Origin of the sequence: Shigella dysenteriae (assembly GCF_022354085.1) — a bacterium.
Lineage (GTDB): Bacteria > Pseudomonadota > Gammaproteobacteria > Enterobacterales > Enterobacteriaceae > Escherichia > Escherichia coli.
Map to the genome: position 1 here is coordinate 4,025,477 of NZ_CP055055.1, position 22,182 is coordinate 4,047,658.

The 22,182-nt window shown below is 51.9% G+C and carries 23 protein-coding genes and 1 riboswitch; of the genes, 11 read left to right on the plus strand and 12 right to left on the minus strand.

What is annotated here, in order from left to right; all coding sequences use genetic code 11:
• Window positions 1-21: 21 nt before the first annotated feature.
• Genes yqiA through nudF form a run of 4 tightly spaced genes read right to left on the minus strand, consistent with a single transcriptional unit; the run spans window position 22 to window position 2,507 of the window.
• Window positions 22-603 carry an esterase YqiA gene (gene yqiA / locus HUZ68_RS19185; protein ID WP_000105733.1) on the minus strand — a complete coding sequence of 194 codons (582 nt, stop codon included), beginning with the start codon at window positions 601-603 and terminating at the stop codon, window positions 22-24.
• Complete coding sequence (gene cpdA, locus HUZ68_RS19190) at window positions 603-1,430, minus strand: 3',5'-cyclic-AMP phosphodiesterase (RefSeq protein WP_000444747.1); 828 nt, start codon at window positions 1,428-1,430, stop codon at window positions 603-605. Before cpdA ends, yqiA begins: the two co-directional genes overlap by 1 nt.
• 24 nt (window positions 1,431-1,454) lie before the next feature.
• Window positions 1,455-1,877: a DUF1249 family protein gene (locus tag HUZ68_RS19195; RefSeq protein WP_000833393.1), complete on the minus strand. Its 423-nt coding sequence runs from the start codon at window positions 1,875-1,877 to the stop codon at window positions 1,455-1,457.
• Window positions 1,878-2,507 (minus strand): ADP-ribose diphosphatase, encoded by a 630-nt coding sequence (nudF, locus tag HUZ68_RS19200; RefSeq protein WP_000917117.1) that lies wholly within the window; start codon window positions 2,505-2,507, stop codon window positions 1,878-1,880.
• A gap of 204 nt (window positions 2,508-2,711) precedes the next feature.
• Between nudF and tolC the strand changes: the two genes are divergently transcribed.
• The 3 genes from tolC (at window position 2,712) to HUZ68_RS19215 (ending at window position 6,178) form a co-directional block, all read left to right on the plus strand.
• On the plus strand, window positions 2,712-4,193 hold the full coding sequence (gene tolC, locus HUZ68_RS19205) for an outer membrane channel protein TolC (protein WP_000735278.1): 1,482 nt from the start codon (window positions 2,712-2,714) through the stop codon (window positions 4,191-4,193).
• 147 nt (window positions 4,194-4,340) lie between these two features.
• On the plus strand, window positions 4,341-5,012 hold the full coding sequence (locus tag HUZ68_RS19210; RefSeq protein ID WP_000831543.1) for a DUF1190 family protein: 672 nt from the start codon (window positions 4,341-4,343) through the stop codon (window positions 5,010-5,012).
• A 5-nt stretch (window positions 5,013-5,017) separates the two neighbouring features.
• A complete protein-coding gene (locus tag HUZ68_RS19215; protein ID WP_000442860.1) occupies window positions 5,018-6,178 on the plus strand; it encodes a glutathionylspermidine synthase family protein in 1,161 nt (386 codons plus the stop codon).
• Between the two features lie 37 nt (window positions 6,179-6,215).
• Here the strand turns inward: HUZ68_RS19215 and ygiD are convergent, their stop codons facing one another.
• Window positions 6,216-7,004 (minus strand): 4,5-DOPA-extradiol-dioxygenase, encoded by a 789-nt coding sequence (gene ygiD / locus HUZ68_RS19220; RefSeq protein WP_024180349.1) that lies wholly within the window; start codon window positions 7,002-7,004, stop codon window positions 6,216-6,218.
• 142 nt (window positions 7,005-7,146) lie between these two features.
• Here ygiD and zupT point away from each other — a divergent pair, with 142 nt between their 5' ends.
• On the plus strand, window positions 7,147-7,920 hold the full coding sequence (gene zupT / locus HUZ68_RS19225) for a zinc transporter ZupT (RefSeq protein ID WP_001295627.1): 774 nt from the start codon (window positions 7,147-7,149) through the stop codon (window positions 7,918-7,920).
• Between the two features lie 57 nt (window positions 7,921-7,977).
• Here the strand turns inward: zupT and yqiD are convergent, their stop codons facing one another.
• Together yqiD and ribB are read right to left on the minus strand one after the other, a co-directional pair.
• The gene (yqiD, locus tag HUZ68_RS19230) at window positions 7,978-8,148 is read right to left on the minus strand and encodes a protein YqiD (protein WP_000469266.1); all 171 of its coding nucleotides are present in this window, start codon (window positions 8,146-8,148) and stop codon (window positions 7,978-7,980) included.
• A gap of 261 nt (window positions 8,149-8,409) precedes the next feature.
• A complete protein-coding gene (gene ribB / locus HUZ68_RS19235; RefSeq protein WP_001076997.1) occupies window positions 8,410-9,063 on the minus strand; it encodes a 3,4-dihydroxy-2-butanone-4-phosphate synthase in 654 nt (217 codons plus the stop codon).
• 104 nt (window positions 9,064-9,167) lie between these two features.
• A riboswitch (FMN riboswitch) is annotated at window positions 9,168-9,316 on the minus strand.
• A gap of 121 nt (window positions 9,317-9,437) precedes the next feature.
• Between ribB and ubiK the strand changes: the two genes are divergently transcribed.
• Window positions 9,438-9,737, plus strand: a complete 300-nt coding sequence (gene ubiK / locus HUZ68_RS19240) for a ubiquinone biosynthesis accessory factor UbiK (RefSeq protein ID WP_001298379.1) — start codon at window positions 9,438-9,440, stop codon at window positions 9,735-9,737.
• A 34-nt stretch (window positions 9,738-9,771) separates the two neighbouring features.
• Here the strand turns inward: ubiK and glgS are convergent, their stop codons facing one another.
• Window positions 9,772-9,972 (minus strand): cell surface composition regulator GlgS, encoded by a 201-nt coding sequence (glgS, locus tag HUZ68_RS19245; RefSeq protein WP_001296424.1) that lies wholly within the window; start codon window positions 9,970-9,972, stop codon window positions 9,772-9,774.
• Between the two features lie 268 nt (window positions 9,973-10,240).
• On the opposite strand from glgS, the gene HUZ68_RS19250 reads away from it, so the two are divergent.
• From HUZ68_RS19250 to ibsE, 4 genes are all read left to right on the plus strand, one after another.
• A complete protein-coding gene (locus HUZ68_RS19250) occupies window positions 10,241-10,870 on the plus strand; it encodes an OB-fold-containig protein (RefSeq protein ID WP_000599950.1) in 630 nt (209 codons plus the stop codon).
• A gap of 26 nt (window positions 10,871-10,896) precedes the next feature.
• Window positions 10,897-12,558, plus strand: coding sequence for a flotillin family protein (locus HUZ68_RS19255; protein ID WP_000341034.1), 1,662 nt, complete (start codon window positions 10,897-10,899; stop codon window positions 12,556-12,558).
• 238 nt (window positions 12,559-12,796) lie between these two features.
• Complete coding sequence (locus HUZ68_RS19260) at window positions 12,797-12,856, plus strand: type I toxin-antitoxin system Ibs family toxin (protein ID WP_001387081.1); 60 nt, start codon at window positions 12,797-12,799, stop codon at window positions 12,854-12,856.
• Between the two features lie 315 nt (window positions 12,857-13,171).
• A complete protein-coding gene (gene ibsE, locus HUZ68_RS19265) occupies window positions 13,172-13,231 on the plus strand; it encodes a type I toxin-antitoxin system toxin IbsE (protein ID WP_010723221.1) in 60 nt (19 codons plus the stop codon).
• 119 nt (window positions 13,232-13,350) lie between these two features.
• Here ibsE and hldE read toward each other — a convergent pair whose 3' ends face one another.
• From hldE to ygiF, 3 genes are read right to left on the minus strand one after another with little or no spacing between them, the layout of a single operon-like run.
• On the minus strand, window positions 13,351-14,784 hold the full coding sequence (hldE, locus tag HUZ68_RS19270) for a bifunctional D-glycero-beta-D-manno-heptose-7-phosphate kinase/D-glycero-beta-D-manno-heptose 1-phosphate adenylyltransferase HldE (protein WP_000869178.1): 1,434 nt from the start codon (window positions 14,782-14,784) through the stop codon (window positions 13,351-13,353).
• Between the two features lie 47 nt (window positions 14,785-14,831).
• Entirely contained in the window at window positions 14,832-17,672 is a 2,841-nt protein-coding gene (gene glnE, locus HUZ68_RS19275; RefSeq protein WP_033815011.1) for a bifunctional [glutamate--ammonia ligase]-adenylyl-L-tyrosine phosphorylase/[glutamate--ammonia-ligase] adenylyltransferase, read from the minus strand.
• Between the two features lie 22 nt (window positions 17,673-17,694).
• Window positions 17,695-18,996 (minus strand): inorganic triphosphatase, encoded by a 1,302-nt coding sequence (gene ygiF, locus HUZ68_RS19280; RefSeq protein ID WP_001626004.1) that lies wholly within the window; start codon window positions 18,994-18,996, stop codon window positions 17,695-17,697.
• Between the two features lie 241 nt (window positions 18,997-19,237).
• On the opposite strand from ygiF, the gene HUZ68_RS19285 reads away from it, so the two are divergent.
• Window positions 19,238-19,858, plus strand: a complete 621-nt coding sequence (locus tag HUZ68_RS19285; protein WP_001125331.1) for a TIGR04211 family SH3 domain-containing protein — start codon at window positions 19,238-19,240, stop codon at window positions 19,856-19,858.
• A 63-nt stretch (window positions 19,859-19,921) separates the two neighbouring features.
• Complete coding sequence (cca, locus tag HUZ68_RS19290; protein WP_001626006.1) at window positions 19,922-21,160, plus strand: fused tRNA nucleotidyltransferase/2',3'-cyclic phosphodiesterase/2' nucleotidase/phosphatase Cca; 1,239 nt, start codon at window positions 19,922-19,924, stop codon at window positions 21,158-21,160.
• Between the two features lie 180 nt (window positions 21,161-21,340).
• Here cca and bacA read toward each other — a convergent pair whose 3' ends face one another.
• A complete protein-coding gene (bacA, locus tag HUZ68_RS19295) occupies window positions 21,341-22,162 on the minus strand; it encodes an undecaprenyl-diphosphate phosphatase (protein ID WP_001305111.1) in 822 nt (273 codons plus the stop codon).
• Between the last annotated feature and the right edge of the window lie 20 nt (window positions 22,163-22,182).

Consider the following 22,182-nt stretch of genomic DNA (forward strand, 5'->3'; position numbering starts at 1 on the left):
GTTAGCAATTCGAGTTGATCGTCAGAGATGGTGCAGACCAAGAAAATCGACGATCGGGTTGAAATAATCTTCGAAGCCCGTGAATGCGTGGTTGCCGCCTTCTATGACAGTCTGGCGGCAGGAAGCGTAGTACGCCACCGCCTGGCGGTAATCCAGCACTTCATCTCCCGTCTGTTGCAGCAGCCAGATCAAATCCGGCGCTTCCAGCGGGTCAATCTGCATGACTTTGAGATCGTAAATATGGCGTGACTCTAGCACATATTGCTGCCCGGTGTAGGGGTTCTCGTTCTGACCGAGATAGTCCGTCAGCAGTTCAAACGGGCGCACCGCCGGGTTTACCACCACTGCGGGCAGCATAAAACATTGTGACAACCAGGTGGCGTAATATCCCCCCAGTGACGAACCGACAATACCCAGCGAATCGCCGCCATGTTCCAGGACAATGGATTCCAGCAGCTCTGCCGCGTCGGAAGGATACGGCGGCAACTGCGGAATGATCATCTCAACGTCAGGGTGATGTTCCGCCAGCCAGTTTTTTAACAAGCTCGCTTTTGCAGAGCGCGGCGAGCTGTTGAAACCGTGTAAATAAAGAAGCGTAGACATCAGTAGCCTTCTGAAGCGGTATCAGGTTGGAAACGTGTGTCCGCCAGGCGATGCACCTCGGTGGTCAGCGTGCCATCAGCATGTAACTCGAGAGTACGCCAGCCGGGCGCGATAGTATCCAGCGTAAAGTTGGAACAGTGCGGCTTAAACTGCACACAGGTCGACGGCGTTGCCAGCAGGCGGCGACCGTTCCAGTCGAGATCCAGCTCCTGATGAATATGACCGCACAGCAAGTATTTGACGTGCGGAAACTTCGCCAGCACGGTATCCAGTTCGCCCGCGTTACGCAGGCTGTGTTGATCAAGCCAACTACAACCCGCAGGTAGCGGATGATGATGCAGCAGCAGCAACGTATGGCGCTCTGGCGCATCAGCCAATTTACGTTCCAGCCACTCAAGCTGAAACTCGCTTAGCTCACCGTGCGGCACGCCAAACACCTGGCTATCCAGCAACAGGATTTGCCATTGCTCACCAATAAATACCCGCTTCGCCGGGGAGATACCCGCATCCTGTAACGCGCTGTACATCGCGGGCTGGAAATCGTGGTTGCCCGGCAGCCAGACGCAGGGCGCACGAAAACTTGCGATGCCTTCAGCGAAATGCTGATAGGCCGCAGAGGATTGATCCTGCGCTAAATCACCTGTCGCGACAATCAGGTCGAATTCGTGCTGGTGTGGACGAATCGCCTCCAGCACCGCCTGGTAGCTTTCCCAGGTGTTTACCCCTAACAGGGCTTCGTGCTTTTGTGCAAACAGGTGAGTATCGGTAATTTGTAAAATCCTGACTCTGGCCTCACCAGCCAGAGGAAGGGTTAACAGGCTTTCCAAATGGTGTCCTTAGGTTTCACGACGCTAATAAACCGGAATCGCCATCGCTCCATGTGCTAAACAGTATCGCAACCAGTCCGCTAAAAACTGATTAATTTGATGCTTTTCGTCGCGTTGATGCAACTTTTTATTAGGATAATCATACCGCGCTTTGAAGCGAAAAATCTGCTGGCTTGAACACACTTCAGCCACCATCGCGTCATGATACAGACGCACCGTCATTGACGGAAGGCTCCAGTAACTGATCGCGGGCGCAGTCTGTTCTATTGTCACCAGGGTAGTGTATCGGGTCGATTCCACAATCGTCAGCCGATATTGTGCGTTTGCCACCTGATAGCTTACAGTTTCGCCGGGTGCGTCATTGCGCGGTAACAAACGGCGCAATTGTGAAAAGTTCATCTCGCACAGGCGCATCATTTCAGGAAAGTCAGGTGTGTAACGCTTCATTTATGCCCACTCATTTTTTAACGCTTGATGATGCAGCTGCAGCCATTGCAAAGCGATGACCGACGCTGCGTTGTCGATTTTCCCCTCTTCTACCCACTGGTATGCCTGTTCCCGGCTTACCACATGAACGCGAATATCTTCGTTTTCATCAGCCAGACCGTGAATACCGCTTGCGGTCGTGGCGTCCACTTCGCCCACCATAATTGACGAACGCTCACTGGTGCCCCCCGGGCTTGCCAGGAAACTTAACACCGGTTTGGTCCGTTTGACTATCAGCCCCGCCTCTTCAATCGCTTCGCGACGGGCAACATCTTCCACACTTTCACCCTCTTCAATCATTCCGGCAACCATCTCCAGTAGCCAAGGGGTTTCGCTAGTGTCGTATGCGGCAATTCGAATCTGCTCAATCAGCACAACTTCATCACGCACTGGGTCAAAGGGTAGCAAGACTGCGGCGTGACCGCGCTCAAAAATTTCCCGCCGTACCTCATGACTCATTTGCCCGTTGAATAGACGATGACGAAATCTATAAAGATCTAATGAAAAAAAGCCGCGATAAAGTGTTTCTCGTGCAATAATTTCTACATCGTTTTTGCCAAATGTAACGGGCAGGTTGTCTGGCTTAAGCATTGTTAATGTCCTGGCACTAATAGTGAATTAAATGTGAATTTCAGCGACGTTTGACTGCCGTTTGAGCAGTCATGTGTTAAATTGAGGCACATTAACGCCCTATGGCACGTAACGCCAACCTTTTGCGGTAGCGGCTTCTGCTAGAATCCGCAATAATTTTACAGTTTGATCGCGCTAAATACTGCTTCACCACAAGGAATGCAAATGAAGAAATTGCTCCCCATTCTTATCGGCCTGAGCCTTTCTGGGTTCAGTTCGTTGAGCCAGGCCGAGAACCTGATGCAAGTTTATCAGCAAGCACGCCTTAGTAACCCGGAATTGCGTAAGTCTGCCGCCGATCGTGATGCTGCCTTTGAAAAAATTAATGAAGCGCGCAGTCCATTACTGCCACAGCTAGGTTTAGGTGCAGATTACACCTATAGCAACGGCTACCGCGACGCGAACGGCATCAACTCTAACGCGACCAGTGCGTCCCTGCAGTTAACTCAATCCATTTTTGATATGTCGAAATGGCGTGCGTTAACGCTGCAGGAAAAAGCAGCAGGGATTCAGGACGTCACATATCAGACCGATCAGCAAACCTTGATCCTCAACACCGCGACCGCTTATTTCAACGTGTTGAATGCTATTGACGTTCTTTCCTATACACAGGCACAAAAAGAAGCGATCTACCGTCAATTAGATCAAACCACCCAACGTTTTAACGTGGGCCTGGTAGCGATCACCGACGTGCAGAACGCCCGCGCGCAGTACGATACCGTGCTGGCGAACGAAGTGACCGCACGTAATAACCTTGATAACGCGGTAGAGCAGCTGCGCCAGATCACCGGTAACTACTATCCGGAACTGGCGGCGCTGAATGTCGAAAACTTTAAAACCGACAAACCACAGCCGGTTAACGCGCTGCTGAAAGAAGCCGAAAAACGCAACCTGTCGCTGTTACAGGCACGCTTGAGCCAGGACCTGGCGCGCGAGCAAATTCGCCAGGCGCAGGATGGTCACTTACCGACTCTGGATTTAACGGCTTCTACCGGGATTTCTGACACCTCTTATAGCGGTTCGAAAACCCGTGGTGCCGCTGGTACCCAGTATGACGATAGCAATATGGGCCAGAACAAAGTTGGCCTGAGCTTCTCGCTGCCGATTTATCAGGGCGGAATGGTTAACTCGCAGGTGAAACAGGCCCAGTACAACTTTGTTGGTGCCAGCGAGCAACTGGAAAGCGCGCATCGTAGCGTCGTGCAAACCGTACGTTCCTCCTTCAACAACATTAATGCTTCTATCAGTAGCATTAACGCCTACAAACAAGCCGTAGTTTCCGCTCAAAGCTCATTAGACGCGATGGAAGCGGGCTACTCGGTCGGTACGCGTACCATTGTTGATGTGTTGGATGCGACCACCACGCTGTACAACGCCAAGCAAGAGCTGGCGAATGCGCGTTATAACTACCTGATTAATCAGCTGAATATTAAGTCAGCCCTGGGTACGTTGAACGAGCAGGATCTGCTGGCACTGAACAATGCGCTGAGCAAACCGGTTTCCACTAATCCGGAAAACGTTGCCCCGCAAACGCCGGAACAGAATGCTATTGCTGATGGTTATGCGCCTGATAGCCCGGCACCCGTCGTTCAGCAAACATCCGCACGCACTACCACCAGTAACGGTCATAACCCTTTCCGTAACTGATGACGACGACGGGGCTTCGGCCCCGTCTGAACGTAAGGCAACGTAAAGATACGGGTTATCTGCCGCATTCTTCCCCCTTCTCGCTTCAATTTCGACCAGCCATCCTCTATTCTGATGGGTATTTACCACAGGTCCCGGAAGACAAAAATGAAACGGACAAAATCCATACGCCACGCATCGTTCCGCAAAAACTGGAGCGCACGCCATCTGACACCAGTCGCTCTCGCGGTTGCCACTGTTTTTATGCTGGCTGGCTGTGAAAAGAGTGATGAAACAGTGTCTCTCTATCAAAATGCTGACGACTGTTCAGCTGCAAACCCAGGCAAAAGCGCCGAATGTACCACCGCGTACAACAATGCGCTGAAAGAAGCCGAACGTACTGCGCCGAAATACGCCACCCGTGAAGACTGTGTTGCTGAATTTGGTGAAGGTCAGTGCCAGCAAGCACCAGCCCAGGCTGGCATGGCACCAGAAAACCAGGCGCAGGCTCAGCAATCCAGCGGGAGTTTCTGGATGCCGCTGATGGCCGGTTACATGATGGGTCGTCTGATGGGCGGCGGTGCGGGATTTGCACAGCAGCCGCTGTTCTCCTCGAAAAACCCAGCCAGTCCGGCTTACGGTAAATATACCGACGCGACGGGTAAAAACTATGGCGCAGCCCAGCCAGGCCGCACCATGACCGTACCGAAGACGGCAATGGCACCAAAACCGGCGACCACCACTACCGTTACCCGTGGCGGTTTTGGTGAATCTGTTGCCAAACAAAGCACTATGCAGCGTAGCGCAACCGGTACCTCTTCTCGTTCAATGGGTGGCTGATACCGATGGAAAGAGTCAGTATTACCGAGCGCCCGGACTGGCGTGAGAAAGCCCACGAATACGGTTTCAATTTTCACACCATGTACGGCGAGCCGTACTGGTGTGAAGATGCTTACTACAAGTTGACCCTCGCCCAGGTTGAAAAGCTGGAAGAAGTCACCGCCGAACTGCACCAGATGTGCCTGAAAGTGGTGGAAAAAGTGATCGCCAGCGATGAGCTGATGACCAAATTCCGCATACCAAAACACACCTGGAGTTTTGTGCGCCAGTCATGGCTGACGCACCAGCCATCGCTTTATTCGCGTCTTGATCTGGCGTGGGATGGCACTGGCGAACCTAAACTGCTGGAAAATAACGCCGATACGCCAACGTCACTATACGAGGCGGCGTTCTTTCAGTGGATCTGGCTGGAAGATCAGCTTAACGCCGGTAACTTGCCGGAGGGCAGCGACCAGTTTAACAGTCTGCAAGAAAAACTGATCGATCGCTTCGTTGAGCTGCGTGAACAGTATGGCTTCCAGTTGCTGCATCTCACCTGCTGTCGCGACACGGTGGAAGATCGCGGAACCATTCAGTATTTGCAGGACTGCGCGACGGAAGCTGAAATCGCTACCGAGTTCCTCTACATTGACGATATCGGGTTAGGTGAAAAAGGTCAGTTCACGGATTTACAGGATCAGGTAATTTCCAACCTGTTCAAGCTGTATCCGTGGGAATTTATGTTGCGTGAGATGTTTTCCACCAAGCTGGAGGATGCAGGCGTACGCTGGCTGGAACCGGCGTGGAAGAGCATTATCTCCAACAAGGCACTTCTACCGCTACTGTGGGAGATGTTCCCGAATCATCCGAACCTGCTGCCCGCTTATTTTGCGGAAGATGATCATCCGCAAATGGAAAAATATGTGGTTAAACCGATCTTCTCCCGTGAAGGCGCAAACGTGTCGATCATTGAGAACGGCAAAACCATTGAAGCAGCGGAAGGTCCGTATGGCGAAGAAGGGATGATTGTTCAGCAATTCCACCCGTTACCGAAATTCGGCGACAGCTATATGCTGATTGGTAGCTGGCTGGTGAACGATCAACCCGCCGGAATTGGCATTCGTGAAGACCGTGCATTGATCACCCAGGATATGTCTCGGTTTTATCCACATATTTTTGTTGAGTAATCAATGATGCCGGATGGCATTCGCCATCCGGTAATTGTTAACCTATCTGCACCGACAGCATACTTAAACTGCCCATTTCTATCCCATCGACCGGAATGGTAATTGGCTCCTGCCCATCCCACGCACCTAAGACATACAGCAACGGCAGATAGTGCTCTGGCGTTGGGTTCGATAACGCGCCACCTTCATGGTCGAGATAATTCACCAGAGGATGCTGCTCTACCGGCCCTTGCCACGTCAGATTCGCTTTCACATACTCATTAAACGACGTCGCCCACGGATACGGTGAACTATCACCGTGCCACTTCACTGTGCGCAGGTTATGCACCACGTTACCGCTGGCGACCAACATTATTCCTTCATCTCGCAGCGCCGCGAGTTTGCGCCCCATTTCGAAATGCCAGGCGGCAGGTTTGCTACTGTCGATACTCAACTGCACCATCGGGATATCGGCGTCAGGATACATCTTAATCAGCACGCCCCAGGAACCGTGGTCAAAGCCCCAGGCTTCTTTATCCAGCGTCACCGGGACCGGCGCTAACAGCTCAACCAGACGCTGTGCCAGCGCAGGCGAACCCGGAGCAGGATAATGCGTATCGTACAGCGCCTGCGGGAAGCCACCAAAGTCATGAATCGTGGGCGGCGTCTCCATCGCGGTCACTCCTGTTCCACGGGTAAACCAGTGAGCCGAAACCACCACAATCGCTTGCGGGCGTGGCAATGTCATCCCCAACTTCTGCCAGCTGCGGGTATACAAATTATCTTCCAGCACGTTCATCGGACTACCGTGACCTAAAAACAATGCTGGCATACGTGTTGAAGACATGATGATATCCTTAACTAAAGGTGTCATTTTGATATCCTCACAATACGCTTGTTCGGCGGAGTAAGAACCCGGATAACAATGATGATGATCATCAGTTATTTTGACGATCTGCCTGAAGGTGAAGATTTATAAGGAGTTGTCGATGTCAGTACCTCTCATTCTGACCATACTGGCGGGGGCAGCCACGTTTATTGGCGCGTTTCTCGGCGTTCTCGGGCAAAAACCCTCGAACCGCTTACTGGCGTTTTCGCTAGGATTTGCGGCGGGGATCATGTTGCTCATCTCATTAATGGAAATGCTTCCTGCCGCACTAGCAGCTGAAGGAATGTCGCCTGTGTTGGGTTATGGAATGTTTATCTTCGGTCTGCTTGGCTATTTTGGCCTGGACCGCATGTTGCCACATGCGCATCCGCAGGATTTAATGCAAAAATCGGTGCAGCCGTTGCCAAAATCGATCAAGCGCACAGCCATTCTGCTCACTCTCGGCATCAGTCTGCATAACTTCCCGGAAGGGATTGCCACCTTTGTCACGGCGAGCAGCAACCTGGAGCTGGGATTTGGCATCGCACTGGCCGTCGCGTTGCACAATATTCCTGAAGGTCTGGCGGTTGCAGGCCCGGTTTATGCAGCAACGGGTTCTAAACGCACGGCGATTCTGTGGGCGGGGATTTCTGGACTGGCAGAAATTCTTGGTGGTGTGCTGGCGTGGTTAATCCTCGGTAGCATGATTTCCCCGGTGGTCATGGCAGCAATCATGGCGGCGGTCGCAGGAATTATGGTGGCGCTCTCGGTTGATGAATTAATGCCGCTCGCCAAAGAGATTGACCCTAATAATAACCCCAGCTATGGCGTACTATGTGGAATGTCAGTGATGGGATTCAGTTTGGTGCTGCTACAAACGGCGGGAATTGGTTAAAAGCAACATCAGAAGTTGTCCAGCGCAGGGACAACTTCTGCTAGCTTCACTAAAGCCTTATTCTACCTTTTCGGCTGTCTCTTCTCTCGTACTGTTTAAGTATTTGTTCCGCGCTTCAAGCAGTGCGTCTCTGTCCTGGCGAAACGCCCGACAATAACGTTTCAAATGCAGGAAATAACCCACCACAACCAGAGCAATCAATACAATCCAGTACCAGGCGATAAACATCCTTTTACCCTTAATATTTAACAATACTAAACATTTAGCGCATAAATTTCACATATCCTTTTTCGGATATATTCATATGGTCGCATAATAACGGAACAATTATATGATTTTGATCATAATGAAAAAGAATGCCTGATATTAATGAAATTTTCTCATAGAAAGAGAAGCGGAATTAACATCTTGCATAGCAGGGAAAAATAAAAACCGAAGCCTGCTACAACTTCGGTTTCTTGATTAAGGCAGTAATTTAAGCAGCGGTTTTCAGCTGGCTTTACGCTCATGTGCCTGACGGTATGCCACCAGGTCTTCAATAGTCACGAGCGCCATATTGTGTTTATTGGCAAACTCAATACACTCTGGTGCACGCGCCATCGTGCCATCGTCATTAGTCAGCTCACACAGCACACCAGCCGGTTTAAAGCCTGCCAGCGTCATCAGATCAATAGTCGCTTCAGTATGACCGCCACGCGTCAGTACTCCACCTGCCTGCGCGCGAAGTGGGAAAACGTGGCCCGGGCGATTCAGATCAGAAGGTTTTGCGCCATCGGCAATCGCTGCGCGAACGGTCGTAATACGGTCAGCGGCAGAAACACCGGTAGTCACACCTTCAGCCGCTTCAATGGTCACGGTAAAACCGGTGCCATAGGCGCTGGTGTTATTTTCTACCATCATTGGCAGATCGAGTTGTTTACGGCGATCTTCAGTAATGCACAGGCAAACAATACCGCTACCGTGGCGAATGGTCAGCGCCATCTGCTCAACAGTCATGGTTTCTGCCGGGAAGATCATATCACCTTCGTTTTCACGGTCTTCATCATCAAGCACCATTACACCGCGTCCTTCACGCAGCGCAGCCAGTGCATTTTCAACACGTTCGAAAGGCGTACCAAAAGAGGAAAGTAGCGTCTGATTCATGGTAAAAAAAACCTCACTAAAATTATGGTTACCAGAATCAGGGCAGTCTTAGGAGTGGCGGCATATAGCCAAAATAACGTGAGCGGGTCCATGCCCGACAGAATCGTTACTCTCTCCCATCCGGACTCTAACCGTCGGCCCCGGAATTACACCGGATCTGCTGTCCTTTGAGTTCGCACCCAAAGCGCTCGCGGGCTTTCAACTGAGTTGATTTACCGCCGGTGGGGAATTTCGCCCCGCCCTGAGAATAAGCGGATTCACTATAACGCTAATGATTAGCGGCAGCAACGCATAGCTTCACATAATTCTGGTTTATGACTTACCCTTATCGCACTACAATGGCACTCAACACCTATCAGTACAGGGAAACTACAATGATTGACCCGAAAAAAATTGAGCAAATCGCTCGCCAGGTTCACGAATCAATGCCTAAAGGAATCAGGGAGTTCGGGGAAGATGTGGAGAAAAAAATCCGCCAAACCCTACAAGCGCAGCTGACGCGTCTCGATCTGGTAAGCCGCGAAGAATTCGACGTTCAGACGCAAGTCCTGTTGCGGACTCGTGAAAAACTGGCGTTACTGGAGCAGCGCATCAGTGAACTGGAAGCGCGCAATAATTCGGTAGCAGATCTTCAATCTCCTCCGGCTATCCCGCCTATTGATAAAGCAGAATAAAGCAACACAAAAACGGGCCAGACGGCCCGTAATATCAGTGTTCTAATTCAAGTTCTCTGGTTTGCATCATCTGTTGGCAATACCAGGCATAACGTGCGCAAAACCAGGTTCTATGTTCTTCATCCATGTTACCAGTAACGGCCAGAATATCGACCGGGCGACCTTCTGCGTGCATTCTGGCAAAACTACGCGCCAGGAAATCGAAATTATTTAAAGAATTAAGACTATGATCCATAAGCACATCCTCCGGTTATCGCATACCTTTTAAGGCCATATGCTTTTTCTGATTTCAGTATTCCCCAATCAGTGTAGTGCCTTTAAACATAACGTGCGTAAATATATTGTCCCCGATCACACTTTTTAGTGAAAAATAAAAAACCATATTAAAAGACTTTCTCTTCCAGAACTTCTCTAACATGTGTTATTATTAACAAAGACAAATGTAAGCAAGGAAACTATCCCAAAGTAAATATTGCGTCACTAAATGGACATTGGAGTGACATATGATTTTATTCGCCGACTATAACACCCCTTATCTTTTCGCTATTTCCTTTGTACTGTTGATCGGCCTTTTAGAAATTTTAGCGCTTATCTGCGGTCACATGCTCTCCGGTGCTCTTGATGCACATCTTGACCATTATGATTCCATAACCACAGGTCATATTAGCCAGGCACTTCATTATCTCAATATCGGAAGATTGCCAGCTCTCGTCGTTCTCTGCTTGCTGGCTGGTTTTTTTGGTCTTATTGGCATCCTGTTGCAGCATGCCTGCATCATGGTCTGGCAATCACCACTGTCGAACCTGTTCGTGGTTCCTGTCAGTTTACTGTTTACGATTATTGCGGTGCATTATACCGGTAAAATAGTTGCCCCCTGGATTCCACGCGACCATAGTTCAGCTATTACAGAAGAAGAATATATTGGTAGCATGGCATTAATTACCGGTCATCAAGCCACTTCAGGTAATCCCTGCGAAGGAAAACTCACCGATCAATTTGGCCAAATACATTATTTACTACTGGAGCCTGAAGAAGGAAAAATTTTCACTAAAGGAGACAAAGTGTTAATTATTTGCCGACTTTCTGCAACGCGATATTTGGCGGAAAACAATCCCTGGCCCCAAATATTGTAATTTATTAATCAAAAGGAAATTTAATAATGGATGATATTGTTAATTCTGTGCCCTCCTGGATGTTTACCGCGATTATTGCCGTATGCATTCTGTTTATTATTGGAATTATTTTCGCCAGGCTCTATCGTCGCGCTTCGGCAGAGCAAGCTTTTGTTCGTACTGGTTTAGGTGGGCAAAAAGTGGTAATGAGCGGTGGCGCAATCGTGATGCCGATCTTTCATGAAATAATCCCCATCAATATGAATACTCTGAAGCTGGAAGTCAGCCGCTCAACCATTGATAGCCTGATTACGAAAGATCGTATGCGCGTCGATGTAGTAGTCGCTTTCTTTGTGCGGGTAAAACCTTCAGTAGAAGGGATTGCCACCGCTGCCCAGACGCTGGGGCAACGCACCCTGTCGCCTGAAGACTTACGTATGTTGGTTGAAGATAAATTTGTCGATGCCCTCCGTGCAACAGCTGCGCAAATGACCATGCATGAGTTACAGGATACCCGCGAGAACTTCGTGCAGGGAGTACAAAATACCGTAGCTGAAGATCTGTCGAAAAACGGCCTGGAACTGGAAAGCGTTTCACTTACCAACTTTAACCAGACCTCGAAAGAACATTTCAATCCTAACAATGCCTTTGACGCCGAAGGTTTAACCAAACTGACTCAGGAGACAGAGCGCCGTCGCCGCGAGCGTAACGAAGTTGAACAGGATGTAGAAGTTGCGGTGCGTGAGAAAAACCGTGATGCACTTTCGCGCAAGTTGGAGATTGAACAACAAGAAGCGTTTATGACGCTTGAGCAGGAGCAGCAGGTTAAAACCCGTACCGCTGAGCAGAATGCGAAAATTGCGGCTTTTGAAGCTGAACGTCGTCGTGAAGCAGAGCAGACGCGAATTCTGGCTGAACGACAGATTCAGGAAACGGAAATCGACCGCGAACAGGCCGTCCGCTCAAGAAAGGTTGAGGCCGAACGTGAAGTTCGCATTAAAGAGATCGAACAGCAGCAGGTCACCGAAATCGCTAACCAGACGAAATCGATCGCTATTGCCGCCAAATCGGAACAACAGTCCCAGGCAGAAGCGCGTGCTAACCTTGCACTCGCAGAAGCAGTAAGCGCCCAACAAAACGTAGAAACCACTCGCCAGACAGCCGAAGCCGATCGTGCCAAGCAGGTGGCGCTGATTGCCGCAGCACAGGATGCAGAAACCAAAGCGGTTGAACTGACCGTGCGGGCGAAAGCAGAAAAAGAAGCCGCAGAGATGCAGGCGGCGGCGATCGTTGAGTTAGCCGAAGCTACGCGTAAAAAAGGCCTGGCGGAAGCAGAAGCACAACGTGCGCTGAACGATGCTATCAACGTACTTTCTGACGAACAAACCAGCCTTAAATTCAAACTGGCCTTGTTGCAGGCGCTACCTGCGGTAATAGAGAAATCCGTGGAACCAATGAAGTCCATTGACGGTATCAAGATTATTCAGGTCGATGGTCTGAATCGTGGTGGTACTGCGGGGGATGCAAACACGGGTAATGTGGGGGGCGGAAACCTGGCGGAACAAGCATTATCAGCCGCACTCTCTTACCGCACACAGGCACCACTGATTGACTCCTTGCTCAATGAAATTGGCGTTTCAGGCGGCTCACTGGCTGCATTGACTTCACCCTTAACCTCAACAACTCCCGTCGCCGAAAACGTAGAATAAATTTTCAGCTATGAACATCCCTGGCACAAAAAGCCGGGGATTTTTTATATCTGCGTTCCGCTAAAAGGTGCAAATGCTCAGGACGTTGCAGCGTTTTGCGTGACCGCTCGGGGAAGGCAAAACTGCTTCAGGGAAAGCGTTGCGCGAGGTCCGGCGCTCATCAACAATCGGGGAGTCAGCAAAGGGCTGAAACGGGAAAGCCCCTCCCGAGGAAGGGGCCTTACAGAAGGAAAGGGTTATGATGAAGCTCGTCATCATACTGATTGTGTTGTTACTCGTAAGTTTCGCAGCTTATTAACAGCCAATCAGAGGGGGAGAAATCCTCCCTCACCCTTGTTCCTTTACTTTAGGTTGAAAAAAAATCAGCGTCAAGAAGGTTTCATTAACACATATCCCTGGCCCAAAAAGCCGGGGATTTTTTATATCTGCGTTCCGCTAAAAGGTGCAAATGCTCAGGACGTTGCAGCGTTTTGCGTGACCGCTCGGGGAAGGCAAAACTGCTTCAGGGAAAGCGTTGCGCGGGGTCCGGCGCTCATCAACAATCGGGGAGACAGCAAGGGGCTGAAACGGGAAAGCCCCTCCCGAGGAAGGGGCCTTATAGAAGGAAAGGGTTATGATGAAGCTCGTCATCATACTGGTTGTGTTGTTACTGTTAAGTTTCCCGACTTACTAACAACTCATCAGAGGGGGGAGAAATCCTCCCTTACCCTTGTTCCTTTACTCTAGGTTGAAAAAACAACAGCGTCAATAGGCCTGCCATGTACGAAGCGAGATCTGTGAACCGCTTTCCGGTTAGCCTTTTTTATCCTGTTGGATCTTCTTGATAATGTTAGTGGTCGAGCAACCGTCTTCAAAGTTGAGCACCAACACTTCGCCGCCGTTGGCCCAGACTTCTTTACTCCCGGCGATCTCTTCCGGTTTGTAGTCACCGCCTTTCACCAGCAGGTCTGGCAGGATCCCGGCGATCAGACGCTGCGGCGTGTCTTCTTCAAACGACACTACCCAGTCGACCGCTTCCAGTGCGCCCAGCACAATCATACGCTGTTCGAGTGGGTTTACCGGGCGGGAATCCCCTTTCAGCCGTTTGGTGGAGGCATCGCTGTTGACGGCAACAATCAAGCGGTCACCCAGCTTGCGGGCATTTGCCAGATAAGAGACGTGTCCGGCATGTAGGATATCGAAGACACCGTTGGTCATTACCACTTTTTCACCACGTTTACGCGCTGCCGCTACAGCCAGCTTCAGTTCCTCTTCGGTCATCACGCCAAAGCCGGTATCTGCGCGTCCACGTACAGCGTTTTCCAGCTCGATCGGCGAAACCGTGGAGGTTCCCAGTTTGCCGACCACCACGCCAGCCGCCGCATTGGCAAAGAAGCAGGCTTCTTCCAGCGAATTACCCGCTGCCAGCGTTGCCGCCAGGACGCCAATCACCGTGTCGCCCGCACCGGTAACGTCATACACTTCCTGCGCCTGAGTTGGCATATGCAGCGGCGCTTTACCCGGTTGCAGCAGCGACATACCCTGTTCGGAACGGGTCACTAACAGAGCCGAGAGTTCGTAATCGGCAATCAGTTTCATGCCGCGCTCAACAATCTCTTCTTCGGTCTTACATTTACCGACAACAGCTTCAAATTCCGAGAGATTCGGCGTTAACAGCGTAGCGCCGCGGTAGCGCTCAAAATCGGTACCTTTTGGATCAATCAGCACCGGAACACCCGCTTTACGCGCCAGTTGGATCATCTGCTGTACGCTTGCCAGCGCACCTTTGGCGTAGTCAGAAAGCACCAGCGCGCCAATCGAACTCAGCGCCTGATTAATCCGCTCGTGCAGCGGCTGCGGATCAACACCTTCGAAACCTTCTTCAAAATCCAGACGGATCAGCTGTTGGTTGCGGGAAAGTACCCGTAATTTGGTAATGGTCGGATGCGTCGGTACAGAAACGAAGTCGCATTTGACGTTGACGTCGGCCAGAGATTTACTCAGCGCGCGCGCTGCATCGTCAATGCCCGTCAACCCGACCAGGCGTGCATTAGCACCGAGAGAAGCGATATTCATCGCCACGTTAGCCGCGCCGCCCGGACGTTCTTCGATGGTATTCACTTTAACCACGGGCACCGGCGCTTCCGGCGAGATACGACTGGTGGGGCCGTACCAGTAACGATCCAGCATCACATCACCAACCACCATCACTCCTGCACGTTCAAACTCTGGCAGCGTTACTTTCATTCCTGTCTCCTGAGAGATTCAAAATTTGCGCGCGATAATACCATACTTCATTCTTCCACCAGCCACTTCTGCCAGCTTGCCCGCACCAGTTCACGCTCTGCGGTGAAGCAATCCTCCGACACATGGCCCGGCAATTCCTGTAATGCCAGATGATGAAGTTCATCGCGAAGCGTAGTGTAAGCACGGGTCAGCGCCATCGCTTCCTGCTCTTCCATAATGTCGTTTTGCGCCAGTAGTTCCAGAATACGCACGTTGTCTGACCAGCGCGTTAACTTCGGTTTTTCATGAGCGTAGCGCAACACCAGATATTGGGTAATAAATTCGATATCGGTAATTCCCCCTTCATCAGCTTTGATATCAAAGCGATCGCGATGTTTATTGCCGAGATGAGCGCGCATTTTCTCGCGCATTTCCCGCACTTCCGTTTGCAGAGTTTTACCTTCACGCGGCAGCGTCATAATCTCGCGACGCACTGCGTCAAAGTGCGCGGTGAGCTGCGGATCGCCGTACACTACACGCGCACGTACGAGCGCCTGATGTTCCCACGTCCAGGCCTCGTTTTTCTGATAATCGGCAAATGCTTCTGCGGATGTCACCAGCATTCCCGCGGCCCCGGACGGACGCAGTCGAGCATCCACTTCATACAAAATGCCGGAAGAAGTACGCGTACTGAACAGATGCATAATGCGTTGCGCCAGACGCAGATAAAACTGTCGCCCGTCGATTGCCCGCTCGCCGTCAGTCATTGCATCCATCGGGCAATCATGGAGGAAGATCAGGTCAAGATCGGAACTGTAGCCCAACTCCCAGCCGCCCAACTTACCGTAGCCGACCACCGCAAAACCGCGGCCTTCGCGTTCGTTCAGGTGATTTGGTTTACCGTAGCGGGCCACCATTTGAACCCACGCCTGCTGTACGACAGCATCTATCATGGCTTCCGCCAGCCAGGTTAAGTGATCGCTCACTTTCATTACCGGCAGCGTCCCCGCAATATCCGCTGCCGCAATGCGTAACAGCTGCGCCTGTTTGAACTGGCGCAGCGCCTCAAGCTGCTGTTCTTCGTCATCTTCCGGCACGCGCAGCAAATACTGGCGCAACTCATCGCGGTAGGCATCGGTCGCCGTCGGCTGGTAAAGGGTGTTTGGATCGAGCAATTCATCCAGCAATAATGGATAACGCGCCAGCTGGCTGGCAATCATCGGCGACGCGGCACACAGAGAAATCAAATGTTTAAGCGCCGCGGGGAATTCACTGAGCAATTCTAAATAGGTGGTGCGGGTAACAATCCCCACCAGCAAGGCGGTAATGCGCGACAGCGTAACGGCAGCGTCTTCACGCGCACAGACATCACTTAGCAGATGCGGCATCAGATGGTCGAGCACCTGACGTCCTCGCGGCCCGATGGTGCGCTTATCCAGCTCTTTGCGGAAATCAGCAATCAGCGTTAGCACCTGTTTGCGATCATCCTCGCTAAGATGCGCCAGCACTGGCGTAGTGTCATCTTCCTGCAACGCATCCTGCCACAGCTCACGCCACTGTTCCGACAGCGACTCTTCCTGAGTTTCACTTTCGTCGTCGCCAATCAATTCATTAAACACCCGGCGCACATTGGTCATATGTGCGGTCAGCGCCCCGGTCAATTGCGGCCAGTCAGCAAAGTCCATCGCCCACGCCAGCCGCGCACGATTAAGCTCATCAGAAGGAAGCGTCTGGGTTTGTTCGTCGTTAATGCTTTGCAGCAGGTTTTCCAGACGCCGCAGGAACAGATACGCCACTCGCAATTGTTCAGCATCGTTTTCAGAAAGCAGATGCAGCGCAGCAATGGCGCTGAGCGTTGGCAGTAAAGAGCGCGATTGCAGCGACGGTTCGCGCCCGCCGCGAATGAGCTGGAATACCTGGACGATAAATTCAATTTCACGAATGCCACCCGCGCCAAGTTTGATATTGTCGGTCAAACCGCGTCGACGCACTTCACGGGCAATCATTCCTTTCATGTTGCGCAGCGACTGGATGACGCTGAAATCGATGTAACGGCGGAAAACAAACGGGCGCAGCATCGCACGCAACTCGTTAGCATAGACGCCGTCGCTATCGCCCATAATACGCGCCTTGACCATCGCGTAACGCTCCCAGTCGCGCCCCTGCTCCTGGTAATAATCTTCCAACGCGGCAAAGCTCAGCACCAGAGGGCCACTTTCGCCAAACGGACGCAGTCGCATATCCACGCGATAGACGAAGCCATCCTGCGTTGGTTGATCCAGCACTTTAATCAGCCGCTGCCCCATGCGGGTAAAAAACTGCGCATTATCCAGTTCCCGGCGTCCACCCTGCGTACAACCATGTTCCGGCCAGGCAAAAATCAGATCGATATCTGAGGAGAAATTCAGTTCCCCGCCGCCCAGCTTACCCATGCCTAAAATCAGCAGCGGTTGCGCTTCGCCCTGCGCATTGCACGGCGTTCCCCACTCGCGGCAGCAGGCGTCATATAGCCAGTCACGCGCCGCAACAATCAGCGTCTCCGCCAGATAGCTGAGCTGCTGCAATATGCTCTCTTCAGTAACCAGTGCCAGCGTTTGCGCCCAGGCGATACGTACCATGATGCGCCGACGGAACAGCCGCAGCTCGCGCATTAACCCGGCTTCGTCACTCACATTACTGAGCGCCTCCTGCAACCATGCAACGTAATGCTGCCATTCGTCGGCCTGCGGCGGATGGCTTTCCAGTTCCGTCAGCCACTCTGGATGCGCACTTATGCTGTCCTGCACAAAATCACTGAAAGTAAGTACTGACTTCGCCTGTGCACTAAGTGATTCCTCGGCTAAAGGCTCTGGCAGCCGCTCAACAACGGTCTGCCAGTACTGCTGTAACGGTGAAGAGAGCGGCTTCATAAGCGATTTTATCCTTGCCTGATTAACGTTTTCCGCTGTGCAACCAGAACGGTTCCTGATTGTTTGCCTCATTACGGAAATGTTCAATTTCGATGCGTTGCCCGGTCGCAATAGCGTGATGCAGCCCCTGCCAGTTCTCCAGCCAGGCTTGCGCGACGACAGGATCATAGTAACCCGCCAGCAACAGTATTGAGTCAATATCACGCGTCAGGCGTGGCAACTGGTCACGGTAGCGATCGCCTAACGGCTGGCAGAAAACGCTTTTCAGTTCAGCGGCATGGCGGGAAAGATGGATATCGGCAAAGCGTTTGAAGGAGTCGCTGATTTTGCCCTGCGCTTTGGCATCTAAAAATGGCTGCCATGCTTTGCTTACCAACCATTCGGTCAACGCCAGCTTCGCCATTGCCGTTTCGGTAGAGTAGACCGCCGTCACGGCAGAAACCGCAGAAGCAATGGTCGCTTCGCATTGGGTCAGCAAATCACGTAAGTGAGTGCTCGCTTTACGCGGCACAATACCACCGAACAGCATCAGCGTATGACGGACCAGGCTAATGGCTGCCAGCACCTGTTCTTTCGCCGCATCGTTGCCGCGTACCCACAGTTCTTCATGATACTGCCATTGCGCTAACGCCAGCTCGAGCGCCGCTTCCAGCCCCTGTTCCACATCGGCTTTTGCCGCAACATGCAAAATGGTGGTCGGTTTGATTTCACGCGCCGGATTGCCCTGCGCCAGATGATAGCCACGCGCCGCTTTGCTCAGGCTGCCCTGGCGTAATCCGATTTGCGATACCAGTTGGTTCGCCAGTTTCAGCACCGCGCGCGTGTCGCCGCTAAGCAGCTCCAGTTCCAGCTCACAGATAGGTTCAGCAAATTCCCCCGCTTTCACCTCACCCTGATCGAGAGCGATTTCAATTCGGCTGCCATCGACCGCCACCAGCCATTTTTCGCGATAAAAATCGGTGCTGAACAGCGGTTGTACGCGGGAAGCGAGATCGGCGGGCAATTCGCCGTTCGGCCAGACTTCCGTCGGTAACTGCGCCAGGTCGAGCGTCGGTTCGCTCAACGCCACGTTATATTCCGGGCGCTGGTGTAAGCCGCCTGTCACTCTTCCTGCAACTTTCATGGTCATCTCATAGCGACCGTTTTCGCCACGAATACGTAAGCCCATATCGTGCCCACGCAGCCAGTTATCCGGCGTTTCGTAGTAAATATTCAGTAACTGCACGGGGTCATGGTGCTCGCCGCCCAGCGTATTGAGATGGTCACGCAACGCCTCAACGGCGCTGTGATTAACAATAAACTTTAATTCGATTTCCTGAGCCATGGCCTTTACTTATCGGTTATGTCACATAAGTGACGATGAACGGCGAACTTAATGCGATCTTTTTTGTCAGTAGATAGTATTTTGCGCCAAATTGCCATGCAACGGGCAATTTGACGGGCGTAAAAGTTTGAAGCAGTGGCAAGACCTGACACAGAGGATTCCGATTGATGTCGAATGCTTTGCGTAGCGACACTGATGCCACTACTATCGTTCCACTTTCCATGACAATAACGACAGCCTGATGCCAAAATTACGCCTGATCGGATTAACTTTACTCGCACTTAGCGCGACTGCCGTCTCACACGCTGAAGAAACGCGCTATGTTTCTGACGAACTGAATACCTGGGTCCGTAGCGGTCCGGGAGATCATTATCGCCTCGTGGGCACGGTTAACGCCGGCGAGGAAGTGACCTTATTACAAACTGACGCCAACACCAATTATGCCCAGGTGAAAGACAGCTCTGGCCGTACCGCCTGGATCCCGTTGAAACAACTTAGCACTGAACCAAGCCTGCGCTCCCGTGTGCCAGATCTGGAAAATCAGGTCAAAACTCTGACCGATAAACTCACCAATATCGATAACACCTGGAATCAGCGCACCGCAGAAATGCAGCAAAAAGTGGCGCAGAGCGACAGCGTGATCAACGGGTTAAAAGAAGAAAATCAGAAACTGAAAAACGAGCTGATTGTCGCGCAGAAAAAGGTCGATGCCGCCAGCGTACAGCTGGATGACAAACAGCGCACCATCATCATGCAATGGTTTATGTATGGCGGTGGCGTGCTGGGGCTTGGCTTGCTGCTCGGTCTGGTACTGCCGCACCTGATCCCAAGCCGCAAACGCAAAGATCGCTGGATGAACTAAATCGCCTTCTTCGTTGCACTGTCTTATTATTAGGAATTGTGTATTTGACGAAGGGATGATGGCGTGAAGATTTATCTGGTCGGTGGTGCTGTTCGGGATGCATTGTTAGGGCTACCGGTCAAAGACAGAGATTGGGTAGTGGTCGGCAGTACGCCACAGGAGATGCTCGACGCGGGCTACCAGCAGGTAGGCCGCGATTTTCCTGTGTTTCTGCATCCGCAAACGCATGAAGAGTATGCGCTGGCACGTACCGAACGGAAATCCGGCTCCGGTTACACCGGTTTTACCTGCTATGCCGCACCGGATGTCACGCTGGAAGATGATCTTAAGCGTCGCGATCTGACCATTAATGCGCTGGCCCAGGACGATAACGGCGAGATTATCGACCCGTACAACGGTCTGGGCGATCTGCAAAATCGTCTGTTGCGCCATGTTTCCCCGGCTTTTGGCGAAGATCCGTTACGCGTATTGCGCGTGGCGCGTTTTGCTGCGCGTTATGCCCACCTCGGTTTTCGTATTGCCGATGAAACTCTGGCGTTGATGCGCGAGATGACCCATGCGGGTGAACTGGAACACCTGACGCCTGAACGGGTATGGAAAGAGACAGAAAACGCCCTCACCACCCGCAATCCACAGGTGTTCTTCCAGGTACTGCGCGATTGCGGCGCACTGCGCGTTTTATTCCCGGAAATTGACGCCCTGTTTGGTGTTCCGGCCCCTGCCAGGTGGCATCCGGAAATCGACACGGGTATTCATACCTTAATGACGCTCTCAATGGCGGCGATGCTGAGTCCGCAGGTCGATGTCCGTTTCGCAACTTTATGCCACGATCTCGGTAAAGGACTGACGCCGCCAGAACTCTGGCCGCGTCATCATGGTCATGGCCCGGCGGGTGTTAAGTTAGTGGAACAACTATGCCAGCGTCTGCGCGTGCCAAATGAAATTCGCGATTTAGCCAGACTGGTGGCTGAGTTTCACGATCTCATCCACACCTTCCCAATGCTGAACCCAAAAACCATCGTCAAATTATTTGATTCCATCGATGCCTGGCGTAAACCGCAGCGTGTCGAGCAACTGGCGCTAACCAGCGAGGCTGACGTGCGCGGCAGAACCGGTTTTGAATCAGCGGACTACCCGCAAGGCCGTTGGTTGCGCGAAGCCTGGGAAGTGGCGCAGTCAGTGCCGACAAAAGCGGTCGTTGAAGCGGGATTTAAAGGCGTGGAGATTCGCGAGGAGCTGACCCGACGGCGGATTGCGGCGGTAGCCAGCTGGAAGGAACAACGTTGCCCAAAGCCTGAATGAGTATTGGGCATTTTGCCGGATGCGGCGTAAACGCCTTATCCGGCTACATGTCAACGACAGTTGTAGGCCTGATAAGACGCGCAAGCGTCGCATCAGGCGTTGATTGCCGGATGCGGCGTGAACGCCTTATTCGGCCTACGCAATCGTGGACAACGCCAGGCATCCGACACTATTCCTCAATCAAAAGAACACGACATACACCGCAGCCGCCACAATAAAGCGATAAATGGCGAACGGGATAAACGAAATGCGCTTAATCAATTGCAGGAAGGTTTTAATCGCTATCAGCGCCACCACAAAAGCGGTGATAAACCCAACGGCAAACATCGGGATATCGCCGGTTGTCAGGAAGCCCCAGCTTTTGTAGAGATCGAGCGCCGTTGCGCCCATCATCATCGGCACCGCCAGCAGGAACGAAAACTCGGAAGCAGCGTAACGGCTCACCCCCATCAGCATCCCACCTGAAATGGTCGCCCCGGAACGGGAGAAACCCGGCCACAGCGCCAGACACTGGAAACAGCCAATCATAAACGCCTGACGATAGGTCATATCATCAAGACCCGGCGCACGCGGCTCTTTCGGCTTCAGGCATTCGGCGGCAATCAGCAACAAACCGCCAACGACCAGCGCATACATCACATTTATCGGGTTAAACAATGACTTAATCGTGTCGTGGAACAACAGCCCCAGTACCACCGCCGGAATCATCCCCAGCAAAATGTGGATCAGCGTTAAACGACCTTTGCTTTCTCCTTCGTGCTGCAACGGGCGGCCAAAGTGGATGCCAATCAGGCCAAACAGACGCCGCCAGAACATCACTACTACCGCCAGAATTGATCCTAACTGGATCACAACTTCAAAGGTTTTCGCCGTGTCGCCCTCAAACCCCAACAAGTGACCGACAATAATCATATGGCCCGTGCTGGATACCGGCAGAAATTCTGTCAATCCTTCGACCACACCCAATATTGCCGCTATCAGCAGCGAGTGCATATCGCTCATCAATAAACCCCTAAATTATT

Coding starts and splice junctions, on each gene's coding strand:
- HUZ68_RS19250 (WP_000599950.1), top strand. CDS start 10,241: ATGATTTTATTCGCCGACTATAACACCCCTTATCTTTTCGCTATTTCC.
- bacA (WP_001305111.1), bottom strand. CDS start 22,162: ATGAGCGATATGCACTCGCTGCTGATAGCGGCAATATTGGGTGTGGTC.
- zupT (WP_001295627.1), top strand. CDS start 7,147: ATGTCAGTACCTCTCATTCTGACCATACTGGCGGGGGCAGCCACGTTT.
- ubiK (WP_001298379.1), top strand. CDS start 9,438: ATGATTGACCCGAAAAAAATTGAGCAAATCGCTCGCCAGGTTCACGAA.
- ygiF (WP_001626004.1), bottom strand. CDS start 18,996: ATGGCTCAGGAAATCGAATTAAAGTTTATTGTTAATCACAGCGCCGTT.
- nudF (WP_000917117.1), bottom strand. CDS start 2,507: ATGCTTAAGCCAGACAACCTGCCCGTTACATTTGGCAAAAACGATGTA.
- ribB (WP_001076997.1), bottom strand. CDS start 9,063: ATGAATCAGACGCTACTTTCCTCTTTTGGTACGCCTTTCGAACGTGTT.
- ygiD (WP_024180349.1), bottom strand. CDS start 7,004: ATGTCTTCAACACGTATGCCAGCATTGTTTTTAGGTCACGGTAGTCCG.
- glgS (WP_001296424.1), bottom strand. CDS start 9,972: ATGGATCATAGTCTTAATTCTTTAAATAATTTCGATTTCCTGGCGCGT.
- HUZ68_RS19255 (WP_000341034.1), top strand. CDS start 10,897: ATGGATGATATTGTTAATTCTGTGCCCTCCTGGATGTTTACCGCGATT.
- glnE (WP_033815011.1), bottom strand. CDS start 17,672: ATGAAGCCGCTCTCTTCACCGTTACAGCAGTACTGGCAGACCGTTGTT.
- HUZ68_RS19195 (WP_000833393.1), bottom strand. CDS start 1,877: ATGAAGCGTTACACACCTGACTTTCCTGAAATGATGCGCCTGTGCGAG.
- HUZ68_RS19215 (WP_000442860.1), top strand. CDS start 5,018: ATGGAAAGAGTCAGTATTACCGAGCGCCCGGACTGGCGTGAGAAAGCC.
- yqiD (WP_000469266.1), bottom strand. CDS start 8,148: ATGTTTATCGCCTGGTACTGGATTGTATTGATTGCTCTGGTTGTGGTG.
- HUZ68_RS19210 (WP_000831543.1), top strand. CDS start 4,341: ATGAAACGGACAAAATCCATACGCCACGCATCGTTCCGCAAAAACTGG.
- tolC (WP_000735278.1), top strand. CDS start 2,712: ATGAAGAAATTGCTCCCCATTCTTATCGGCCTGAGCCTTTCTGGGTTC.
- hldE (WP_000869178.1), bottom strand. CDS start 14,784: ATGAAAGTAACGCTGCCAGAGTTTGAACGTGCAGGAGTGATGGTGGTT.
- HUZ68_RS19285 (WP_001125331.1), top strand. CDS start 19,238: ATGCCAAAATTACGCCTGATCGGATTAACTTTACTCGCACTTAGCGCG.
- yqiA (WP_000105733.1), bottom strand. CDS start 603: ATGTCTACGCTTCTTTATTTACACGGTTTCAACAGCTCGCCGCGCTCT.